The following is a 17,679-nucleotide window of genomic DNA, read 5'->3' as shown; positions in this document are numbered from 1 at the left end:
TGATTATTCCAACCTGAGCACGGCGAGGAAGGCATCCTGCGGAATCTCCACGTTGCCGACCTGTTTCATGCGTTTCTTACCGGCCTTCTGCTTCTCCAGCAGCTTCTTCTTACGGCTCACGTCACCGCCGTAGCATTTGGCCAATACGTTCTTCCTGAGTGCCTTGACGGTTGTCCGGGCAACGATCTGGCCGCCAATGGCGGCCTGGATGGCCACGTCGAACATCTGCCGCGGGATCAGCTCTTTCATCTTCTCGGTCAACTGGCGACCTTTGAAGTGCGAATTGTCACGGTGCACGATCAGCGCCAGGGCGTCGACCTTGTCGCCGTTGATCAGCACGTCCAGCTTCACCAGATTAGCCGATTGGTAACGATCGAAATGGTAGTCCAGCGAAGCATAGCCGCGGCTGGTGGATTTCAGGCGGTCGAAGAAGTCGAGCACCACTTCGTTCATCGGCAGGTCGTAGGTCACTTGCACCTGGTTGCCGAGGAACAGCATGTCGACCTGCACGCCGCGCTTTTCGATGCACAGGGTGATGACGTTGCCCAGGTGCTCCTGCGGCACCAGGATGTTGGCCCGCACGATCGGCTCGCGCATGTCTTCGATGGCCGAGACGTCCGGCAGCTTCGACGGGTTGTCGACGTAGATCGTTTCGCCGGTCTTGAGCACCAGCTCGAAGATCACCGTCGGCGCCGTGGTGATCAGGTCCAGGTCGTATTCGCGCTCCAGGCGCTCCTGGATGATCTCCATGTGCAGCATGCCGAGGAAGCCGCAACGGAAGCCGAAGCCCAGGGCGTCGGAGCTTTCCGGGGTGTACTGCAGCGACGAGTCGTTGAGGGTCAGCTTCTGCAGCGCTTCGCGGAAATCCTCGAAATCGTCGGAGCTGACCGGGAACAGACCGGCGTAGACCTGCGGCTGGATGCGCTTGAAGCCCGGCAGCACTTCGACGTCCGGGGTCGAGCTGAGGGTCAGGGTGTCGCCGACCGGGGCACCGTGGATGTCCTTGATGCTGGCGATGATGAAGCCCACTTCGCCGGCCTTCAGATCCGCAGTGGCGGTGTGTTTCGGGTTGAACACGCCGACGCTGTCGACCAGATGCACCTTGCCGGTGGATTTCACCAGGATCTTGTCGCCCTTCTTCACGCGGCCGTGACGCACGCGCACCAGGGAGACGACGCCCAGGTAGTTGTCGAACCAGGAGTCGATGATCAGCGCCTGCAGCGGCGCGTCGATCTCACCGGTCGGCGCAGGGATGGTGTTCACCAGGCGTTCGAGCACGTCGTCGACGCCCAGGCCGGTCTTGGCGCTGCAGGTGACGGCGTCGGTGGCGTCGATGCCGATGATCTTCTCGATCTCGTCCTTCACGCGCTCAGGCTCGGCCTGCGGCAGGTCGATCTTGTTCAGGACCGGCATGACCTCCAGGCCCTGCTCGATGGCGGTGTAGCAGTTGGCCACGGACTGGGCCTCGACGCCTTGGCCGGCGTCGACCACCAGCAGCGCGCCTTCGCAGGCCGCCAGGGAACGGCTGACTTCGTAGGTGAAGTCGACGTGGCCCGGGGTGTCGATGAAGTTCAGCTGATAGGTGACGCCGTCTTTGGCCTTGTAGTACAGGGTGACGCTGTGGGCCTTGATGGTGATCCCGCGCTCACGCTCCAGATCCATGGAATCCAGCACCTGGGCTTCCATTTCGCGGTCGGCCAGGCCGCCGCACATCTGGATGAAACGATCGGCCAGCGTCGACTTGCCATGGTCAATGTGGGCGATGATGGAGAAATTGCGGATATGACTCAAATCACTCACGGATCAACACTCAAAAAGGCTGCAGGCTTGGCCCGCCGAAAAATAGCCGGGAATTGTACCTGATACACGGCGCAAGCGTCACGTTCGCCTGTCACCCCGATTGCATGCAAAAACGCCCCGGTCTGTCGACCGGGGCGTCCTCTTGGCTAAAGCGCGGATGAAACCTCGTTCATCAACCGGCCCGACGCAGCAGCCAGACGCCCGCCAGGGCACACACGCCCGCCGGCACCAGCACCGCGAACAGCGGCGAGAAACCGAACACCAGGCTCGACGGGCCCAGCAGGTCCTGCACGATGCGGAAGGTGAAGCCCACCAGCACGCCGGTGAACACCCGCTGACCGAGGGTCACCGAACGCAGCGGGCCGAAAATGAACGAGATCGCCATCAGCACCAGCGCGGCGGTGACCAGCGGCTGCAAGACCTTGACCCAGAACGCCAGCCAGTAACGGCCGTTGCTCAGCCCCTGCTCGGCCAGGTAGTGGATGTAGCCCCACAGGCCGGAGATCGACAGCGATTCCGGCGCCATGACCACGGTGCTCAGCAGTTGCGGGCTCAGGGACACGTCCCAGCGTTCGGTCGGCGTGTTGACGACTTCGGTGCTGCGCTCGTGGAACAGCGTGGTGGTCACGTCGGTGAGCTGCCAGTGGTCGCCGTCGAAATCCGCACGCTTGGCGAAGCTGGAGCTGAGCAGGTGGCGCTCCTTGTCGAAGTGGTAGCGCGTCACGCCATACAGCAGACCGTTCGGCTGCACGGCGTTGATGTGGATGAACTCATCCCCCTGACGGTGCCACATGCCGTGCTTGGCGCTCTGCGCGTCGCCGCTGCCCTGGGCCAGGGAGCGGTTGGCCTGGGCCATGCTTTCGGTGGCCGGCGCGACGTACTCGCCGATCAGCACGCCGGCCAGCATCAGCACCAGCATCGGCTTCATGACCGCCCAGACGATGCGCCCGATGGACACGCCCGCCGCCCGCATCACGGTCAGCTCGCTGCTGCTGGCCAGGCTGCCCAGACCGATCAGGCAGCCGATCAGCGCCGCCATCGGCAGCATGTCGTAGAGCCGGCGCGGTGCGGTCAGCAGCACGAAGCTGAGCACGTCGACCAAGGTGTAGGTGTCGGTGACGTCGCTCATCTCATCGATGAACGCGAACAGGGTGGCCAGGCCGAGGATGATCGCCAGCACCGCGATGATCGCGATGAACACGCTGCTGCCGATGTAGCGGTCGAGCTTAACCACGGGCCACCTCCAGCGCAGCGGCGCGGCGGCTGGCCAGCTTCAGGCGCAGCGGCTCCCAGTACAGCAGGCCGAGGCCGATGATCAGGAAGATGGCATGCACCCACCACAGGCCGAGGGCCGGCGGGATCTTGCCTTTTTCGAGGGCGCCGCGGGCGGCGATCAGGATGGTCAGGTAAGCCATATAAAGGAGGATCGCCGGCAGCAGCTTGAGGAAACGCCCTTGACGCGGGTTGACCCGCGACAGCGGCACCGCCATCAGGGTGACTATGAACACCAGCAGCGGCAGCGACAGGCGCCATTGCAGTTCGGTGCGCGAACGGATGTCGTCGCTGCCCAGCAGGCTCGAGGTCGGCATCGCGTCACGGTCGGTGACCTCTTCGCTGACGTCGGGCTTGGGCAGCAGCACGCCGTAGGTTTCGTAGTGGATGGCGCGGTAGTCGGCCTGGCCCGGGCTGCCGTCGTAGCGGTAGCCGTTGTCGAGGATCAGGTAGCGGTTGCCGTCCGGGCGGATTTCCTGACGGCCCTTTTCGGCCACCAGCACGGAAATCCCGCGGTCCTTCTGGTTGGCGCCGAGGTTCTTCTGCGAGATGAACACGCTGCCGAGGTTGACCCGGTCGTCGCTCAGGGTTTCGGTGTAGGTCACCCGGGTGCCGTCGCGCAACGCCTGGAAGCGGCCCGGCTCAAGGGTGTCGAACTCGGTCAGGGCGTCCTGCTTGTTCAGCAGCAGCTGGAACTGGTTGGCGCCCTGGGGAGCCAGGCTCAGGCTCAGCCATGCGACCACCAGCGCCACCAGCGCCGCCGGGAACAGGGTCATGCGCAGCAGGCGCTGCTGGCTCATGCCGGTGGCCGACAGCACGGTCATTTCGCTTTCCAGGTACAGCCGGCCGTAGGCCAGCAGGATCCCCAGGAACAGGCCCAGCGGCAGGATCAGCTGCAAAAAGCCCGGCAGGCGGAAGCCCATGATCAGGAACAGCGATCCCGGATCGAGCTGGCCGGCGGCGGCCTGGGCAAGGTATTTGATGAAGCGCCCGCTCATGATGATGACCAGCAGCACGGCGCTCACCGCACTCAGGGTCAACAGGACTTCGCGGGACAGATAACGGAAGACGATCAAACCAGACACTCCAGGGTTGTCAGGCTAAGGCGGCCGAACAAGCGAACGTATCGGGCGGCCCGCCAGGCAGAGCCGCCGAAAAAAGATGCGGCATTATCCTGTGATTGGGCGCGCCTGTCACTGCGCGCACTCACGCAAGCGCGCAATCGGTTGAAGATTGCGTCCGCCGAGGGTTGTCAGGCGAAGGGAGCGAGGTTCAAACTGCCGCCTTCGCCGCAGGCACAGGCCTGCGCCCTTTCTATCCGAAAGGCAGGCGGCTGCGGACATCGCCGGACGCCTGCATGTTGACCATTCATTCAGGGATCCAGACATGGAACTGGTTGTAAAAAGCGTTAGCCCGGAAACGTTGAAAACCGCCACCCTGGTGGTTGCCGTCGGCGAAGGCCGCAAACTCGGCGTCGCCGCCCGGCAGGTCGACGAACTGAGCGGCGGCGCCATCAGCGCCGTCCTCAAGCGCGGCGACCTGGCCGGCAAGGTCGGCCAGAGCCTGCTGCTGCACAGCCTGCCGAACCTGAAGGCCGAGCGCGTGCTGCTGGTGGGCGTGGGCAAGGACGAAGAACTGGGCGACCGCCCGTTCCGCAAGACCGTCGCCGGCATCCTCAACACCCTCAAGGGCCTGGGCGGCAGCGACGCCGCGCTGGCGCTGGACGAAATCATCGTCAAGGGCCGTGACAGCTACGGCAAGACCCGCCTGCTGGCCGAGACCCTGATCGACGGCGGCTACACCTTCGACCAGTTCAAGAGCCAGAAGGCCGAGCCGCGCGCACTCAAGAAAATCACCCTGCTGACCATCAAGGCCGCCCAGGCCGAAGTGCAGCGCGCCGTGAACCACGCCACCGCGATCGCCAACGGCATGGCGTTCACCCGCACCCTGGGCAACCTGCCGCCGAACGTCTGCCACCCGGTGTACATGGGCGAACAGGCCAAGAGCCTGGGCAAGGAGTTCAAGGACCTGAAAGTCGAAGTCCTCGACGAGAAGAAGATCAAGGCGCTGGGCATGGGCTCGTTCTACGCCGTCGGCCAGGGCAGCGCCCAGCCGCCGCGCCTGATCGTCATGCAGTACAACGGCGGCAAGAAGTCCGAGAAGCCGTATGCGCTGGTGGGCAAGGGCATCACCTTCGACACCGGCGGCATCAGCCTGAAGCCGGGCGCCGGCATGGACGAGATGAAGTTCGACATGGGCGGCGCCGCCAGCGTGTTCGGCACCCTGCGCGCCGTGCTTGAGCTCAAGCTGCCGATCAACCTGGTGTGCATCCTGGCCTGCGCCGAGAACATGCCGAGCGGCACCGCCTCGCGTCCGGGCGACATCGTCACCACCATGAGCGGCCAGACCGTGGAGATCCTCAACACCGACGCCGAAGGCCGCCTGGTGCTGTGCGACGCCCTCACCTACGCCGAGCGCTTCAAGCCGCAGGCGGTGATCGACATCGCCACCCTGACCGGCGCCTGCGTGGTCGCCCTCGGCGCCCACACCTCGGGCCTCTTGGGCAACAACGACGAGTTGATCGGGCAACTGCTGAGCGCCGGCCAGGCCGCCGACGACCGCGCCTGGCAACTGCCGCTGTTCGACGAGTACCAGGAGCAGTTGGACAGCCCGTTCGCCGACATCGCCAACATCGGCGGGCCGAAGGCCGGCACCATCACCGCCGCGTGCTTCCTGTCGCGCTTCACCAAGAACCTGAACTGGGCGCACCTGGACATTGCCGGCACCGCCTGGACCAGCGGCGGCAAGGACAAGGGCGCCACCGGCCGTCCGGTGCCTCTGCTGACCCAGTACCTGCTGGACCGCGCCAAGGCCTGAAACCGATGACGCAAAGCGGCGTCCCTGCACCGGGACGCCGCCCTGCGCTCAGGAACCGCAATGACCAAAGTCGACTTCTATATCCTGCCCAGCGCCGATCCCTCGGCCCGCCTGGACTTCGCCTGCAAGCTCACCGAAAAGGCCTGGCGCATGGGCCACCGCATCTACCTGCATTGCAGCGATGCCGCCCAGCGCGATGACCTCGACGCGCGCCTCTGGGCGTTCAAGGGCGAAACCTTCGTGCCCCACGGCCCCGCCGACAGCGAACCGGACGGCGCGATCGTGCTGGGGCTGGGCGACGACTGCGGCCAACACCAGGACTTGCTCGTCAACCTGGACCTGAAAGTCCCGGCCTTCGCCGCCCGCTTCGCCCGCGTGGCGGAAGTGGTGGTGGAGGATCCGGCGATCCGCCAGGCCGCGCGGGAGAGTTTCCGCTTCTACCGCGAACAGGGCTATCCTCTGCAAGACCACCGTTTACAGCGACTCTGAGTACGCCGATGGACACTCCAAAACCGCTGCAAAAGCCTGCGCACCTGCTGGACGACCTGGAGTCGATCCGTCAGTTGCTCGGCGACGACAACCTGCAGCCGCCGCTGCTGACCGAGACGGTCACCGAAGGCGCACAGGAACAGATTCCGATGCTGTTCGAGGCCGTGGCCCCTGCGCCTGAAGCCATCGAGCCGCCACCCGCTCCAACGCCGGCTCCGGCGCCAACCCCAGCGCCCGCTGCTCCGGCCGCCCCCGCCGCCAAGGGGCCGGACGCCCTGCTGCACCTGGACAGCGAACTGCGCGCCGCCGCGCAGCTGATCATGCAGGACGTGATCGACGACTTCGCCCCGCACATCGAAACCGAAATCAAGCGCCGCCTCGAGGCGCGGATGGAACGGCTGCTCAACCAGTACGAATGACCGCCACCCTGTGGGAGCCAGCCTGCTGGCGATAGCATCGCCGGCAGACCCGCTCCTACATTTTGCCCCGCCGCTCCCCGGCCCCGCTCGCCCTGCGCCCCTCGCCCCGCTATACTTCCCGGCTTTTCCTGAATAAATGCCAATAGGGTCCCGCCGCGCATGGATAAGACCTACCAGCCGCACGCCATTGAAACTTCCTGGTACAACACCTGGGAGTCCGAGAACTACTTCGCCCCGCAAGGCGCGGGCGACTCCTACACCATCATGATCCCGCCGCCGAACGTCACCGGCAGCCTGCACATGGGTCATGGCTTCAACAACGCGATCATGGACGCCCTGATCCGTTTCCGCCGCATGCAGGGCCGCAACACCCTGTGGCAACCGGGCACCGACCACGCGGGCATCGCCACCCAGATGCTGGTGGAGCGTCAGCTCGAAGCCACCGGCCAGAACCGCCACGACCTGGGCCGCGAGAAATTCCTGGAGAAGGTCTGGGAATGGAAGGAGCAGTCCGGCGGCAACATCAGCCGGCAGATCCGCCGCCTGGGCTCGTCCGTGGACTGGAGCCGCGAGCGCTTCACCATGGATGACGGCCTCTCGGAAGCGGTCAAGGAAGCGTTCGTGCGCCTGCACGAAGACGGCCTGATCTACCGCGGCAAGCGCCTGGTCAACTGGGACACCAAGCTGCACACGGCGATCTCCGACCTCGAAGTGGAGAACCACGACGAGAAAGGCTTCCTGTGGAACCTGAAATACCCGCTGGCCGACGGGGCGAAGACCGCTGAAGGCAATGACTTCCTGATCGTCGCCACCACCCGTCCGGAAACCATGCTCGGCGACTCCGCCGTGGCCGTGAACCCGAACGACGAGCGCTACAAGGCCCTGATCGGCAAGTTCGTCGAGCTGCCGCTGGTCGGCCGCCGCATCCCGATCATCGCCGACGACTACTGCGACCCCGAGTTCGGCACCGGCTGCGTGAAGATCACCCCGGCCCACGACTTCAACGACTACGAAGTCGGCAAGCGCCACAACCTGCCGCTGCTCAACATCTTCGACAAGAACGCCCACGTGCTGCCGGCAGCCCAGGCGTTCAACCTCGACGGCACCCTGAACGAGACCGTCGACGGCAAGATCCCGGCCGAATACGTGGGCCTTGAGCGCTTCGAGGCGCGCAAGCAGATCGTCGCCGCGTTCGACGCCGCCGGCCTGCTGGTCAGCGTCGACGACCACAACCTGAAAGTGCCGAAGGGCGACCGCTCCGGCACCGTCATCGAGCCGTGGCTGACCGACCAGTGGTACGTCTCCACCAAGCCTCTGGCCGAGCCGGCGATCGCCGCCGTGGAAGACGGCCGCATCCAGTTCGTGCCCAAGCAGTACGAAAACATGTACTTCTCGTGGATGCGCGACATCCAGGACTGGTGCATCAGCCGTCAGCTGTGGTGGGGCCACCGGATCCCGGCCTGGTACGACGAGTCGGGCAAGGTCTACGTGGGCCGCGACGAAGCCGAGGTCCGCGCCAAGCACAACCTGGGCGCCGACGTCGCGCTGCAGCAGGACAACGACGTGCTGGACACCTGGTTCAGCTCGGGCCTGTGGACGTTCTCCACCCTGGGCTGGCCGGAGAAGACCGAGTTCCTGAAGAAATTCCACTCCACCGACGTGCTGGTCACCGGCTTCGACATCATCTTCTTCTGGGTCGCCCGGATGATCATGCTGACGATGCACCTGATCAAGAACGAGGACGGCACGCCGCAGGTCCCGTTCAAGACCGTGTACGTGCACGGCCTGGTGCGTGACGGCCAGGGCCAGAAGATGTCCAAGTCCAAGGGCAACGTCCTGGATCCTCTGGACATCATCGACGGCATCGAGCTCGAAGCCCTGGTGCAGAAGCGCACCTCCGGCATGATGCAGCCCAAGCTCGCCAAGAAGATCGAGAAGCAGACCCGCGACGAGTTCGCCGACGGCATCGCCAGCTACGGCACCGACGCCCTGCGCTTCACCTTCTGCTCGCTGGCCTCCACCGGCCGCGACATCAAGTTCGACATGGGCCGCGTCGAAGGCTACCGCAACTTCTGCAACAAGATCTGGAACGCCGCACGCTACGTGCTGGACAAGGGCGAAGACTGCGGCCAGAACGGCGAAGCCTACGAACTGTCGCTGGCCGACCGCTGGATCATCTCGCAGCTGCAGCGCACCGAGGCCGAAGTGACCCGCCAGCTGGACCAGTTCCGTTTCGACCTCGCGGCGCAAGCGCTGTACGAGTTCATCTGGAACCAGTACTGCGACTGGTACCTGGAGCTGTCCAAGCCTGTGCTGTGGGACGAGAACGCGCCGGTCGAGCGTCAGCGCGGCACCCGTCGCACCCTGGTGCGCGTGCTGGAAGTGGCCCTGCGCCTGGCCCACCCGTTCATGCCGTTCATCACTGAAGAGATCTGGCAGCGCATCGCGCCGCTGGCCGGCATCCAGGGCAAGACCATCATGCTGCAGGCTTGGCCGGTGGCCAACGAAGCGCGCATCGATGCGGCGGCCGAAGACGACATCGAATGGCTCAAGGGCCTGATGCTCGGCACCCGCAACATCCGCGGCGAGATGAACATCGGCCCGGGCAAGCCGCTGCCGATCTACCTGAAGAACGTCAGCGCCGAAGACCGGCGCCGCCTGATCGAGAACGAAGCGCTGCTCAAGAAGCTGGCGCGCCTGGAATCGATCACCGTGCTGGCCGAAGGCGAAGAGGCGCCGCTGTCCGCCACCGCGCTGGTGGGCGAGATGGAAGTGCTGGTGCCGATGGCCGGCCTGATCGACAAGGACGCTGAACTGGCGCGCCTGGACAAGGAAATCCTGCGCCTGCAAGGCGAAGTCCAGCGCGTGGGCGGCAAGCTGTCCAACGCCGGTTTCGTCGACAAGGCCCCGGCCGAAGTCATCGAGAAGGAACGCGCCAAGCTGGCCGAGGCCGAACAGGCCCTGGGCAAGCTGGCCGAGCAGCACGCGCGGATCGCCAGCCTGTAACGGCAGACCGCACCGAAAAAGGGAGGCCCGCAACGGCCTCCCTTTTTTTCGCCTGCTCGTTATCTGACTGCCAATGAATATCCCTGTGGGAGCGGGCTTGCCCGCGAATGCGGTGTGTCAGCCATCAACTGCGTGACTGACACTCCCTCTTCGCGGGCAAGCCCGCTCCCACAGAGGATTTGTGTTGCCTCGGGATTGGGTTCACACCCTCCGGATATGGGACAATGCCCACCACTTTCAGCCTTATCCGAATCGATTTCGCCCATGACCGCTCCACGTCCACCCAAGCCAGCGCGCAAGAAGCCTGAAGCCAAGCCACCGGCCGCCAACGGCGCGCCCAAGGAAAAGGCCAGCCTGCACCCGCGCAACCGCCATCAGGGCCGCTACGACTTTCCGGCGCTGATCAAAAGCACGCCGGAGCTGGCGAAGTTCGTGATCATCAACCCGTACGGCAAGGAAAGCATCGACTTCGCCAGCCCCGACGCGGTGCGGGTGTTCAACCGGGCGCTGCTCAAGTCGTTCTACGGCATCGCCCATTGGGACATTCCCGCCGATTTCCTCTGCCCGCCGGTGCCGGGGCGCGCCGACTACGTGCATTTCCTCGCCGACCTGCTGGCCGAAGGCAATGACGGCACCATCCCCCGCGGCGCCTCGGTGAAGGTGCTGGACGTGGGCGTGGGCGCCAACTGCATTTATCCGCTGATCGGCCACAGCGACTATCGCTGGCACTTCACCGGCTCGGACATCAACGCCACCGCCCTCGGCGCTGCCCGGGCGATCATCCAGGCCAATGGCCTGGCCAAGGCGATCCAGGTCCGCCCGCAGGCCAACGCGAAGCACATCCTGGCGGGCCTGCTGGCGGCCGACGAACGCTTCGAGCTGACGATGTGCAACCCGCCCTTCCACGCCTCCATCGAGGAAGCCACCCGCGGCAGCTCGCGCAAATGGCGGGCGCTGGGCAAGGCCGATCCGAAGCGCAAACTGCCGGTGCTGAACTTCGGCGGCCAGGCGGCGGAACTGTGGTGCGAGGGCGGCGAGGCGCGTTTCGTCACCCAACTGATCAGCGAGAGCGCCCAGGTGGCGCAGCAGGTCCTGTGGTTCAGCACGCTGGTGTCGAAGGCGTCGAACCTGCCGGCGGTGCAAGCGGCGCTGAACAAGGCCGGCGCCCTGCAAAGCCGGGTGGTGGAAATGGGCCAGGGGCAGAAGCAGAGCCGCTTCGTCGCCTGGACGTTCCTGACCCATGAGCAGCATCAGGCCTGGCGCCGGGCGCGCTGGAGCCAGGCCCCGGCGCACTAGCGCTTTTGCGCCGCCCACAAAAAAACCGTGCCCGGATCGCTCCGGCGCACGGTTTTTTTTATCGCTGCGTCTTACTTGTTCACAGCGTCGGTCAGGCCTTTGGCCACAACCAGCTTGATCACTTTCTTGGCAGGGATTTCGATGGCTGCGCCAGTCGACGGGTTACGGCCGGTACGGGCAGGACGCTCGGTCACTTTCAGCTTGCCGATGCCTGGCAAGGTGATTTCGCCGCCGTTTTCCAGCTGATCGGCAACGATTTGGCCCAGCTGGTCCAGAGCGTTGCGCGCGGTGGTTTTCGGCGCGTCGATAGCTTCGGCGATGTCGGCGATCAGTTGGTCTTTAGTAAGAGCCATTTGGTGTTCCTTCCCTATCAAATTCATATGGATTGCAGAGTGCAGTGTCAGCCATCGAGCCCGATCTTCTGGATCCGGCACCCTCGGCGATAACCACGACGAGTCGGGGTTATAGATGCCGAAATCAAGGTTTGGTTCGACCTGACAAAAGCTGAATGCATGCTTGTCGCGGTGACTTCGCGAAAGACCGGGCAAAACTAGCACAGAGACAAGGAAATATCCGCCTCTAGCTAGCCAAATGGTCAGGTTTATTGCGCTAAATCGGTAAAAAAATGCATAAGGGCCGTCCGATGGCCCGGATTTACCCTGCACCCCGCGCCAAAAGCGGCGGTTGGGGTACACTGGGCGCTTTTTCGGGGGCGCCCGCCCGCCTCCCCTCCAACAGCCGAGAAGCCCATGCCGATCCGTCACTGCATCGTCCACCTGATCGACAAAAAACCCGACGGCACCCCCGCGGTCCTGCATGCCCGCGACTCCGAACTGGCGGAGTCCGCGGCCATCGAGAACATGCTCGCCGACCTCAACGAAAGCTACAACGCCAAGCAAGGCAAGGCCTGGGGTCTGTTCCATCCGGAGTCCGGGGCGTTTCCGTTCAGCGGCTGGCTGAAGGAGTACCTCGACGGCGGCCAGGACTTCACCGCATTCAGCCGGGTGGCGGTGGAGCACCTGCAGAAGCTGATGGAAGAATCCAACCTGTCGGTGGGCGGCCACGTGCTGTTCGCCCACTACCAGCAAGGCATGACCGACTACCTGGCCATCGCCCTGCTGCACCACAGCGAAGGCGTGGCGGTGACCGACGAGCTGGACGTGACCCCCTCGCGCCACCTCGACCTGGGCCAATTGCACCTGGCGGCGCGGATCAACGTCTCCGAGTGGCAAAACAACAAGCAGTCCAAGCAGTACATCTCGTTCATCAAGGGCAAGAACGGCAAGAAGGTGTCGGAATACTTCCGCGACTTCATCGGCTGCCAGGAAGGCGTCGACGGCCCGGGCGAGACCCGCACCCTGCTCAAGGCCTTCAGCGACTTCGTCGAAAGCGAAGACCTGCCCGAAGACTCCGCCCGCGAGAAGACCAAGGCCCTGGTGGACTACGCCAGCAGCCAGGCCAAGCTCGGCGAGCCGGTGGGCCTTGAGGAACTCTCGGAGCTGATCGACGAAGACCGTCCGAAGGCGTTCTACGACCACATCCGCAACAAGGACTACGGCCTGTCGCCGGAGATCCCGGCGGACAAGCGCACCCTCAACCAGTTCCGCCGCTTCACCGGCCGCGCCGAAGGCCTGTCGATCAGCTTCGAGGCGCACCTGCTGGGCTCCAAGATCGAGTACGACGAAGAAGCGGGCACCCTGGTGATCAAGGGCCTGCCGACCTCGCTCACCGATCAGTTGAAGCGGCGCAACTGATGCTCGGCAATGTGCTGAAGAAAGTCCTGCTGGTGCTGCTGGTGGTCGTGGCCTACCAGAACTGGGGCAAGATCGAGCGGGTGTTCAACCCGTCGCAGATGCTCCCGGAGCAGGTTCGCGCCAACGCCCGGGTCGTGCTCTATTCCACCGACTGGTGCGGCTACTGCAAGCAGACCAAACGTTTTCTCGACGGCAAGGGCATTGCGTTCACGGAGTTCGACATCGAGAAGGACGCCGAGGCGCGCAAGGCCTATGAAGCCTTGGGCGGGCGCGGGATTCCGCTGATCGACGTCAACGGCACGCTGATCCGCGGCTTCGACCCGGACGAAATCCTCGCCGCCCTGAAGTAGACAGACAGGTGGGAGCCAGCCTGCTGGCGATGACGTCAGCCGAGGCGCCTCAGGGCGGTCAAGGCAGCCGCTCCCGCACCGGGAACCTCAGCGGGCCTCGATGCGGAACCCCAACCGCGGAAAGTGCACATGCACCACCCCGGCCCGTGCGTCTTCGCGGCGCAGGATCAGTTCTTCGAGGCCGGCGGACACCAACTCCCCTTCCACCGGATCCACCCCGTAATCCGTCGCGGCAATCGCCACCCGCTGTCCGGCCACGAATCCGTTCGGATCGGCGAACGCCTCATCCGGCAACGCAGCCGGCGTCGCATTGCGCGCGACCTCCAGCGCCTCGTCGGCGCTCATCTCGCTCGCCGCGCCGTGACCGAAGCCCAGCACCCGCCCCAACCATGCGGCCACAGCCGGATAGGCGTCCACCAGCGGCGCCGTCACATGCGTAGCCTTGAGGAACCACAGCGGATGCGCCAGGGCGAAGTCCGCTACCGACGGTTCGCCGAACAGGAAGTCGCCCTGCTCGCGCTGCAATTGCTGCTCCAGGCGCGCCATGAGGGTCGGCCACTGATGCTTGGCCTGCTCGGCAGGCAGCCTCGCCGCGCTGCCGCCGCTGAACAGCCCGGCCCGGTCGGCCATGAACGCCTTGATCGCCTCCGGCGGCAACTTGCCGAAGCGCGCCGCCACCGACTCCGGCTGGAACACCAGGCTGACCGCATGCGGAAACACCACCGAATCGGCCCACGCGGCGAACCCGGCGACGACCATTTCCTGCCCCTCGGGGAAAAACGCCGGCAAGGCCTTTTCCTGCTCCAGGCGCCGGGCGATCAGGGCGGTGTCGCAATAGATGTCCGCACCGACCTGCAGCACCGGCGTCTTGCGGTAGCCGCCGGTGAGCGCGGTCAGGTCCGGCTTGGGCATCACCGGCGAGATGTGCACCGAACGCCAGGACAATCCCTTGAAACCCAAGAGCAGCCGGGCCTTTTCGGCGAATGGGGACGCGGGGTAATGGTGAAGGATCAACTCGGACATGCTCGGCTCCGCCGCACAGTAGGTGAATCCGCAGCTTAGCCTGCATTTGGATGGCAGCCTACGGATGCGGGCGACGGGAACCGATCAGTCAGATTGATAAGACGCCACCAGGCATTCCTTGGCGCTTTTCCTGAGTTTCTTGATCAGCCGCTCCTGGCGCAGCGCATCGCCCTTGTCCCGGCAGCGCTCGGTGTAGACCAGCGCCATCGCCGGGCTGGACAGGAAGAACCGCGCGCCCTTGCCGCTCTGGTGCTTGGCGAAGCGGCGCACGGGATCGTCGCTGATCCCGCAGTACAGCGAACCGTTGGCCGCGCGGACGAGGTAGACGAACCAGGCCTTGGCCGCAGGCGCATCGGTGTCGACAGGGTTTTCGCTCAAGGTGGTCACGGGGCGGTCGCAGGCGTGTGGGAAACAGCCCGCGATCTTATCAGCGGCCGGCCTGGAATGCCTTCAGCCCTTTGAGCGCCTGCGCGCGCACGGCGTTGGCCACCAGCGGCGTCCAGCCCAGCAGCAGGCCCTTGAAGCCCAAGGCCTGGCGCGACCAGCGCCACAGGTCGAAACGGTCGTGGTGCTCGCAGATCTTGCCGTCGCGGAACACGAAACGCGCCTGGATGTCGTTGACCACCGTGTTGCCGGTCTGGCTGAACAGGTAGGTCGCCACCCAGTGGGCGCCGCCGCTGCGCTCGTCGGCGCGGACGTTGTCGAAGGTCAGGGAGAAATCCTTGGCGCGGGTGGTGAGCATGCGCCACATGTCGCCGGCGTCGCGCCCGCGCAGTTCGCCGAAGGCCGGATCGCTGAACACCACGTCGTCGGTGTAGCAGGCGGCCATGGCCTCGGCGTCGAGGCGCTGGAAGGCCTGGTAGAAACGGGTGATCACGGCGCTGTTGGCTTCACTCACGGGCAAACTCCATGCTTAAGGACACAATGCCAGCACGATAATCCGCAAACGGTCGAAACACTATCGGCATTCGCACGCCGAATACTGGCAAAACACCTGCAGGAGCGAGCCTGCTGGCGATGAAGCCGGCAGCCTGCCCCCCGTCATCGCGAGCAGGCTCGCTCCTACAGGGGCTTGCGGCGCGGCGGGAACGGTGGGAGCCGGCCTGCCGGCGATGGCGTCCGCGAAGACGCCGCCGGCCCCAGGGTTCAGACCTTCTCGCTCTGCACCTGCACATACAGCGCCCGCCCGGCACCGAGACCGGCGAGGATGGCGCCCGCGCCGACGATGCCGAAGATCCAGCCCACCGCGTTCCAGCCACCGGTCCAGTCATGCACCACGCCGACCGCGAACGGCCCCATCGACGCCAGGGTGTAGCCGAAGCCCTGGGACATGCTCGACAGGTTGGCCGCCACGTGAGAATCGCGCGAGCGCAGCACGATCAGCGTCAGCGCCAGGCTGAACGTGCCGCCCTGCCCCAGGCCCAGCAGGATCGCCCAGCCCCAGAGGCCTTCGATCGGCGCATAGAGGCAGCCGAACAGGCCGCCGAGGGTCAACGCCATCACCACCACGATCGCCAGGCGCTGATCCTTGCCGCGGGTGGCCAGCCACGGCGCGGCCAGGGAGCTGGCGAGCTGGATGATCACCGAACCGGACAGCACCAGGCCGGCCTGGGTCGGCGTCAGGCCGCGGCCGATCAGGATCGACGGCAGCCAGCCGAACACGATGTAGGCCAGCGACGATTGCAGGCCCATGTAGAGGGTCACCTGCCAGGCCAGCGGATCGCGCAGCAGGCCGCGCACCCGGTAGGCGACGTGGTGCGCCCCCTGCTTCTGCCCCACCTGCGGCAGCCAGAACAGCGCCGCCGCCAGCGCCGGCACCACCCAGATGCCCAGCCCCAGCGCCCAGCTGTCGCCGAAGTGCTGGCTCAGCGGCACGGTCGAGCCCGCCGCCATCGCCGCCCCCAGGCACAGCGCCATGGTGTACACGCCGGTCATGGTGCCGGCGTGCTTGGCGAAGTCGCGCTTGACGATGCCCGGCAGCAGCACGCCGATGATGCCGATGCTGGCGCCGCCCAGCACGCTGCCGGTGAACAGGCCGACGGCACCGAAGTTGCTCCGCAGGATGATGCCGCAGGCCAGGGTCAGCAGGATCCCCAGCACCACCCGCTCGGCGCCGAACCTCCGGGCCAGCACCGGCGCCAGCGGGGCGAACAGCCCCAGGCACAGCACCGGCAAGGTGGTCAGCAGCCCGGCCTGGGCCGCTGACAGGCCGAGGCTTTTCGACACCTCGCCCAGCAGCGGCGCCATGCTCGACAGCGCCGGGCGCAGGTTCAGCGCCACCAGGATCAGCCCCAGCAGCAACAGCCACGGACGACGCACCAGCGGATGGCTCTGCTGCACCTGCGCGTCATCGGCTTCGGCGTCGATCAGCAGCTCTTCGAGCTCGGCCGTGCGTTTGGAGGGTGTGGACAACTCGCTGCGGGACATGGGCTTCTCGGTTTCAAGGTTCATTGATCAACTGCCTCGACAAGGCTTTGGCCCGTTCCGGGTCGCGCTGTTCGACGGCATCGAGCAAGGCGATGTGCAGGTCGAACACTTCCTGGCGGCGCGGGACGATGTTCAGGGTCTGGCGCAGCTGCGCGCCGACAATGCTGGAGAAATAGCGGTACAGCTCGCTGAGGGTGGGGTTGTGCGCGGCGTCCACCAGACGGCGGTGGAACACCAGGTCGCAGGCGATGTAGGTGTCCAGGTCGCCGTGGTAGTGGCAGCCGCTGACGCCGAGCGCCTCGCGCAGGGCCGCCAGGTCTTCGTCGGTGCGGCGCAGGGCCGCCAGGCCGATGGCCTCGACTTCCAGGATGTGCCGGGTTTCCCGGGCCTGATCCAGGGAGCAGCGCGACAGCGCCTTGAGCGCGTCCAGCGGATCGACCGCCGCCCGCAGGTAGCTGCCGTCGCCTTGGCGGATCTCGATCAGCCCGGAGAACGCCAGCACGCGCATGGCCTCGCGCACCGTGTTGCGGCTGATGCCCAGCTCGGCGCACAGCTCAGGTTCGGTCGGCAGGCGCTGGCCCACCGTCCACACGCCGTCGTTGATGCGCTGGCGCAATTGATCCACGGCCTGGTCGACCAGGGAACGCTTGATCAATGGAGAGGTGTCTGACATGGAATTCGCCCTGTCATCCAATCATCGGATGAATTTTTCGGACATGGTAATGAACCGTCTCCGAGAGGACAACCCTTGATCCAGCCCGGTGGTGCCCTCACCGACGCCATCGCCAGCAGGCTGGCTCCCACAGTTTTTTACGGTGAACAGAGAGTCTGCCAGCACCGCAATTCCCTGTGGGAGCGGGCTTGCCCACAATGAGGCCGGTACATCCGACACCCCGGCGCCTGCCCCACTGCCATCGCCAGCAGGCTGGCTTCCACAAACATCGGGCAAAAATAAACCCGGAACAG

At 65.4% G+C, this 17,679-nt stretch carries 16 protein-coding genes; 7 read left to right on the top strand and 9 right to left on the bottom strand.

Features of this window, described 5'->3' with window-relative positions; translation table 11 throughout:
* Positions 1 to 3: 3 nt before the first annotated feature.
* From lepA to lptF, 3 genes are all read right to left on the bottom strand, one after another.
* Positions 4 to 1,800: a translation elongation factor 4 gene (lepA, locus tag CAG41_RS12690; RefSeq protein WP_085578845.1), complete on the bottom strand. Its 1,797-nt coding sequence runs from the start codon at positions 1,798 to 1,800 to the stop codon at positions 4 to 6.
* Positions 1,801 to 1,972: 172 nt separating this feature from the next.
* Entirely contained in the window at positions 1,973 to 3,034 is a 1,062-nt protein-coding gene (gene lptG / locus CAG41_RS12685; protein WP_085578843.1) for an LPS export ABC transporter permease LptG, read from the bottom strand.
* The gene (gene lptF, locus CAG41_RS12680) at positions 3,027 to 4,148 is read right to left on the bottom strand and encodes an LPS export ABC transporter permease LptF (RefSeq protein ID WP_085631613.1); all 1,122 of its coding nucleotides are present in this window, start codon (positions 4,146 to 4,148) and stop codon (positions 3,027 to 3,029) included. Before lptF ends, lptG begins: the two co-directional genes overlap by 8 nt.
* Positions 4,149 to 4,458: 310 nt before the next feature.
* Between lptF and CAG41_RS12675 the strand changes: the two genes are divergently transcribed.
* The 5 genes from CAG41_RS12675 to rlmF all read left to right on the top strand — a co-directional run bounded on the left by CAG41_RS12675 (position 4,459) and on the right by rlmF (position 11,159).
* On the top strand, positions 4,459 to 5,949 hold the full coding sequence (locus CAG41_RS12675) for a leucyl aminopeptidase (RefSeq protein ID WP_085707068.1): 1,491 nt from the start codon (positions 4,459 to 4,461) through the stop codon (positions 5,947 to 5,949).
* 60 nt (positions 5,950 to 6,009) lie between these two features.
* Positions 6,010 to 6,438: a DNA polymerase III subunit chi gene (locus CAG41_RS12670; RefSeq protein ID WP_085578837.1), complete on the top strand. Its 429-nt coding sequence runs from the start codon at positions 6,010 to 6,012 to the stop codon at positions 6,436 to 6,438.
* 8 nt (positions 6,439 to 6,446) lie between these two features.
* Complete coding sequence (locus CAG41_RS12665; protein ID WP_085707067.1) at positions 6,447 to 6,857, top strand: DNA polymerase III subunit chi; 411 nt, start codon at positions 6,447 to 6,449, stop codon at positions 6,855 to 6,857.
* Positions 6,858 to 7,016: 159 nt separating this feature from the next.
* The gene (locus CAG41_RS12660; protein WP_085707066.1) at positions 7,017 to 9,863 is read left to right on the top strand and encodes a valine--tRNA ligase; all 2,847 of its coding nucleotides are present in this window, start codon (positions 7,017 to 7,019) and stop codon (positions 9,861 to 9,863) included.
* Positions 9,864 to 10,127: 264 nt separating this feature from the next.
* On the top strand, positions 10,128 to 11,159 hold the full coding sequence (gene rlmF / locus CAG41_RS12655; protein ID WP_085638524.1) for a 23S rRNA (adenine(1618)-N(6))-methyltransferase RlmF: 1,032 nt from the start codon (positions 10,128 to 10,130) through the stop codon (positions 11,157 to 11,159).
* Positions 11,160 to 11,230: 71 nt separating this feature from the next.
* Here rlmF and CAG41_RS12650 read toward each other — a convergent pair whose 3' ends face one another.
* A complete protein-coding gene (locus CAG41_RS12650) occupies positions 11,231 to 11,512 on the bottom strand; it encodes an HU family DNA-binding protein (protein ID WP_003221909.1) in 282 nt (93 codons plus the stop codon).
* A gap of 396 nt (positions 11,513 to 11,908) precedes the next feature.
* On the opposite strand from CAG41_RS12650, the gene yejK reads away from it, so the two are divergent.
* A complete protein-coding gene (gene yejK / locus CAG41_RS12645; RefSeq protein WP_085578829.1) occupies positions 11,909 to 12,913 on the top strand; it encodes a nucleoid-associated protein YejK in 1,005 nt (334 codons plus the stop codon).
* Positions 12,913 to 13,263: a glutaredoxin family protein gene (locus CAG41_RS12640; protein WP_085578826.1), complete on the top strand. Its 351-nt coding sequence runs from the start codon at positions 12,913 to 12,915 to the stop codon at positions 13,261 to 13,263. The genes yejK and CAG41_RS12640 overlap by 1 nt, the downstream gene beginning before the upstream one ends.
* 87 nt (positions 13,264 to 13,350) lie before the next feature.
* On the opposite strand, the gene CAG41_RS12635 is transcribed toward CAG41_RS12640, so the two are convergent.
* The 5 genes from CAG41_RS12635 to CAG41_RS12615 form a co-directional block, all read right to left on the bottom strand.
* Positions 13,351 to 14,286, bottom strand: a complete 936-nt coding sequence (locus CAG41_RS12635) for a glutathione S-transferase family protein (RefSeq protein WP_085638518.1) — start codon at positions 14,284 to 14,286, stop codon at positions 13,351 to 13,353.
* 84 nt (positions 14,287 to 14,370) lie between these two features.
* Positions 14,371 to 14,673 (bottom strand): GIY-YIG nuclease family protein, encoded by a 303-nt coding sequence (locus CAG41_RS12630; RefSeq protein WP_085631621.1) that lies wholly within the window; start codon positions 14,671 to 14,673, stop codon positions 14,371 to 14,373.
* Positions 14,674 to 14,713: 40 nt separating this feature from the next.
* The gene (locus CAG41_RS12625) at positions 14,714 to 15,184 is read right to left on the bottom strand and encodes a nuclear transport factor 2 family protein (protein WP_085578820.1); all 471 of its coding nucleotides are present in this window, start codon (positions 15,182 to 15,184) and stop codon (positions 14,714 to 14,716) included.
* A gap of 248 nt (positions 15,185 to 15,432) precedes the next feature.
* Positions 15,433 to 16,737, bottom strand: a complete 1,305-nt coding sequence (locus CAG41_RS12620; protein ID WP_085578818.1) for a CynX/NimT family MFS transporter — start codon at positions 16,735 to 16,737, stop codon at positions 15,433 to 15,435.
* Positions 16,727 to 17,386: a FadR/GntR family transcriptional regulator gene (locus tag CAG41_RS12615; protein WP_085631623.1), complete on the bottom strand. Its 660-nt coding sequence runs from the start codon at positions 17,384 to 17,386 to the stop codon at positions 16,727 to 16,729. The genes CAG41_RS12620 and CAG41_RS12615 overlap by 11 nt, the downstream gene beginning before the upstream one ends.
* Between the last annotated feature and the right edge of the window lie 293 nt (positions 17,387 to 17,679).

Source organism: Pseudomonas sp. B35(2017), assembly GCF_002113645.1.
Taxonomy (GTDB): domain Bacteria; phylum Pseudomonadota; class Gammaproteobacteria; order Pseudomonadales; family Pseudomonadaceae; genus Aquipseudomonas; species Aquipseudomonas ekonensis.
Note: the sequence above shows the minus strand (reverse complement) of the source record. Positions and strands in the feature narration are given on the sequence as shown.

What these genes read in the sequence shown, in the direction of transcription:
- CAG41_RS12675 (WP_085707068.1), top strand. Translation starts at nt 4,459, where the DNA reads ATGGAACTGGTTGTAAAAAGCGTTAGCCCGGAAACGTTGAAAACCGCC.
- CAG41_RS12615 (WP_085631623.1), bottom strand. Translation starts at nt 17,386, where the DNA reads ATGTCAGACACCTCTCCATTGATCAAGCGTTCCCTGGTCGACCAGGCC.
- CAG41_RS12640 (WP_085578826.1), top strand. Translation starts at nt 12,913, where the DNA reads ATGCTCGGCAATGTGCTGAAGAAAGTCCTGCTGGTGCTGCTGGTGGTC.
- CAG41_RS12635 (WP_085638518.1), bottom strand. Translation starts at nt 14,286, where the DNA reads ATGTCCGAGTTGATCCTTCACCATTACCCCGCGTCCCCATTCGCCGAA.
- CAG41_RS12620 (WP_085578818.1), bottom strand. Translation starts at nt 16,737, where the DNA reads ATGAACCTTGAAACCGAGAAGCCCATGTCCCGCAGCGAGTTGTCCACA.
- yejK (WP_085578829.1), top strand. Translation starts at nt 11,909, where the DNA reads ATGCCGATCCGTCACTGCATCGTCCACCTGATCGACAAAAAACCCGAC.
- CAG41_RS12670 (WP_085578837.1), top strand. Translation starts at nt 6,010, where the DNA reads ATGACCAAAGTCGACTTCTATATCCTGCCCAGCGCCGATCCCTCGGCC.
- CAG41_RS12665 (WP_085707067.1), top strand. Translation starts at nt 6,447, where the DNA reads ATGGACACTCCAAAACCGCTGCAAAAGCCTGCGCACCTGCTGGACGAC.
- CAG41_RS12650 (WP_003221909.1), bottom strand. Translation starts at nt 11,512, where the DNA reads ATGGCTCTTACTAAAGACCAACTGATCGCCGACATCGCCGAAGCTATC.
- CAG41_RS12660 (WP_085707066.1), top strand. Translation starts at nt 7,017, where the DNA reads ATGGATAAGACCTACCAGCCGCACGCCATTGAAACTTCCTGGTACAAC.
- rlmF (WP_085638524.1), top strand. Translation starts at nt 10,128, where the DNA reads ATGACCGCTCCACGTCCACCCAAGCCAGCGCGCAAGAAGCCTGAAGCC.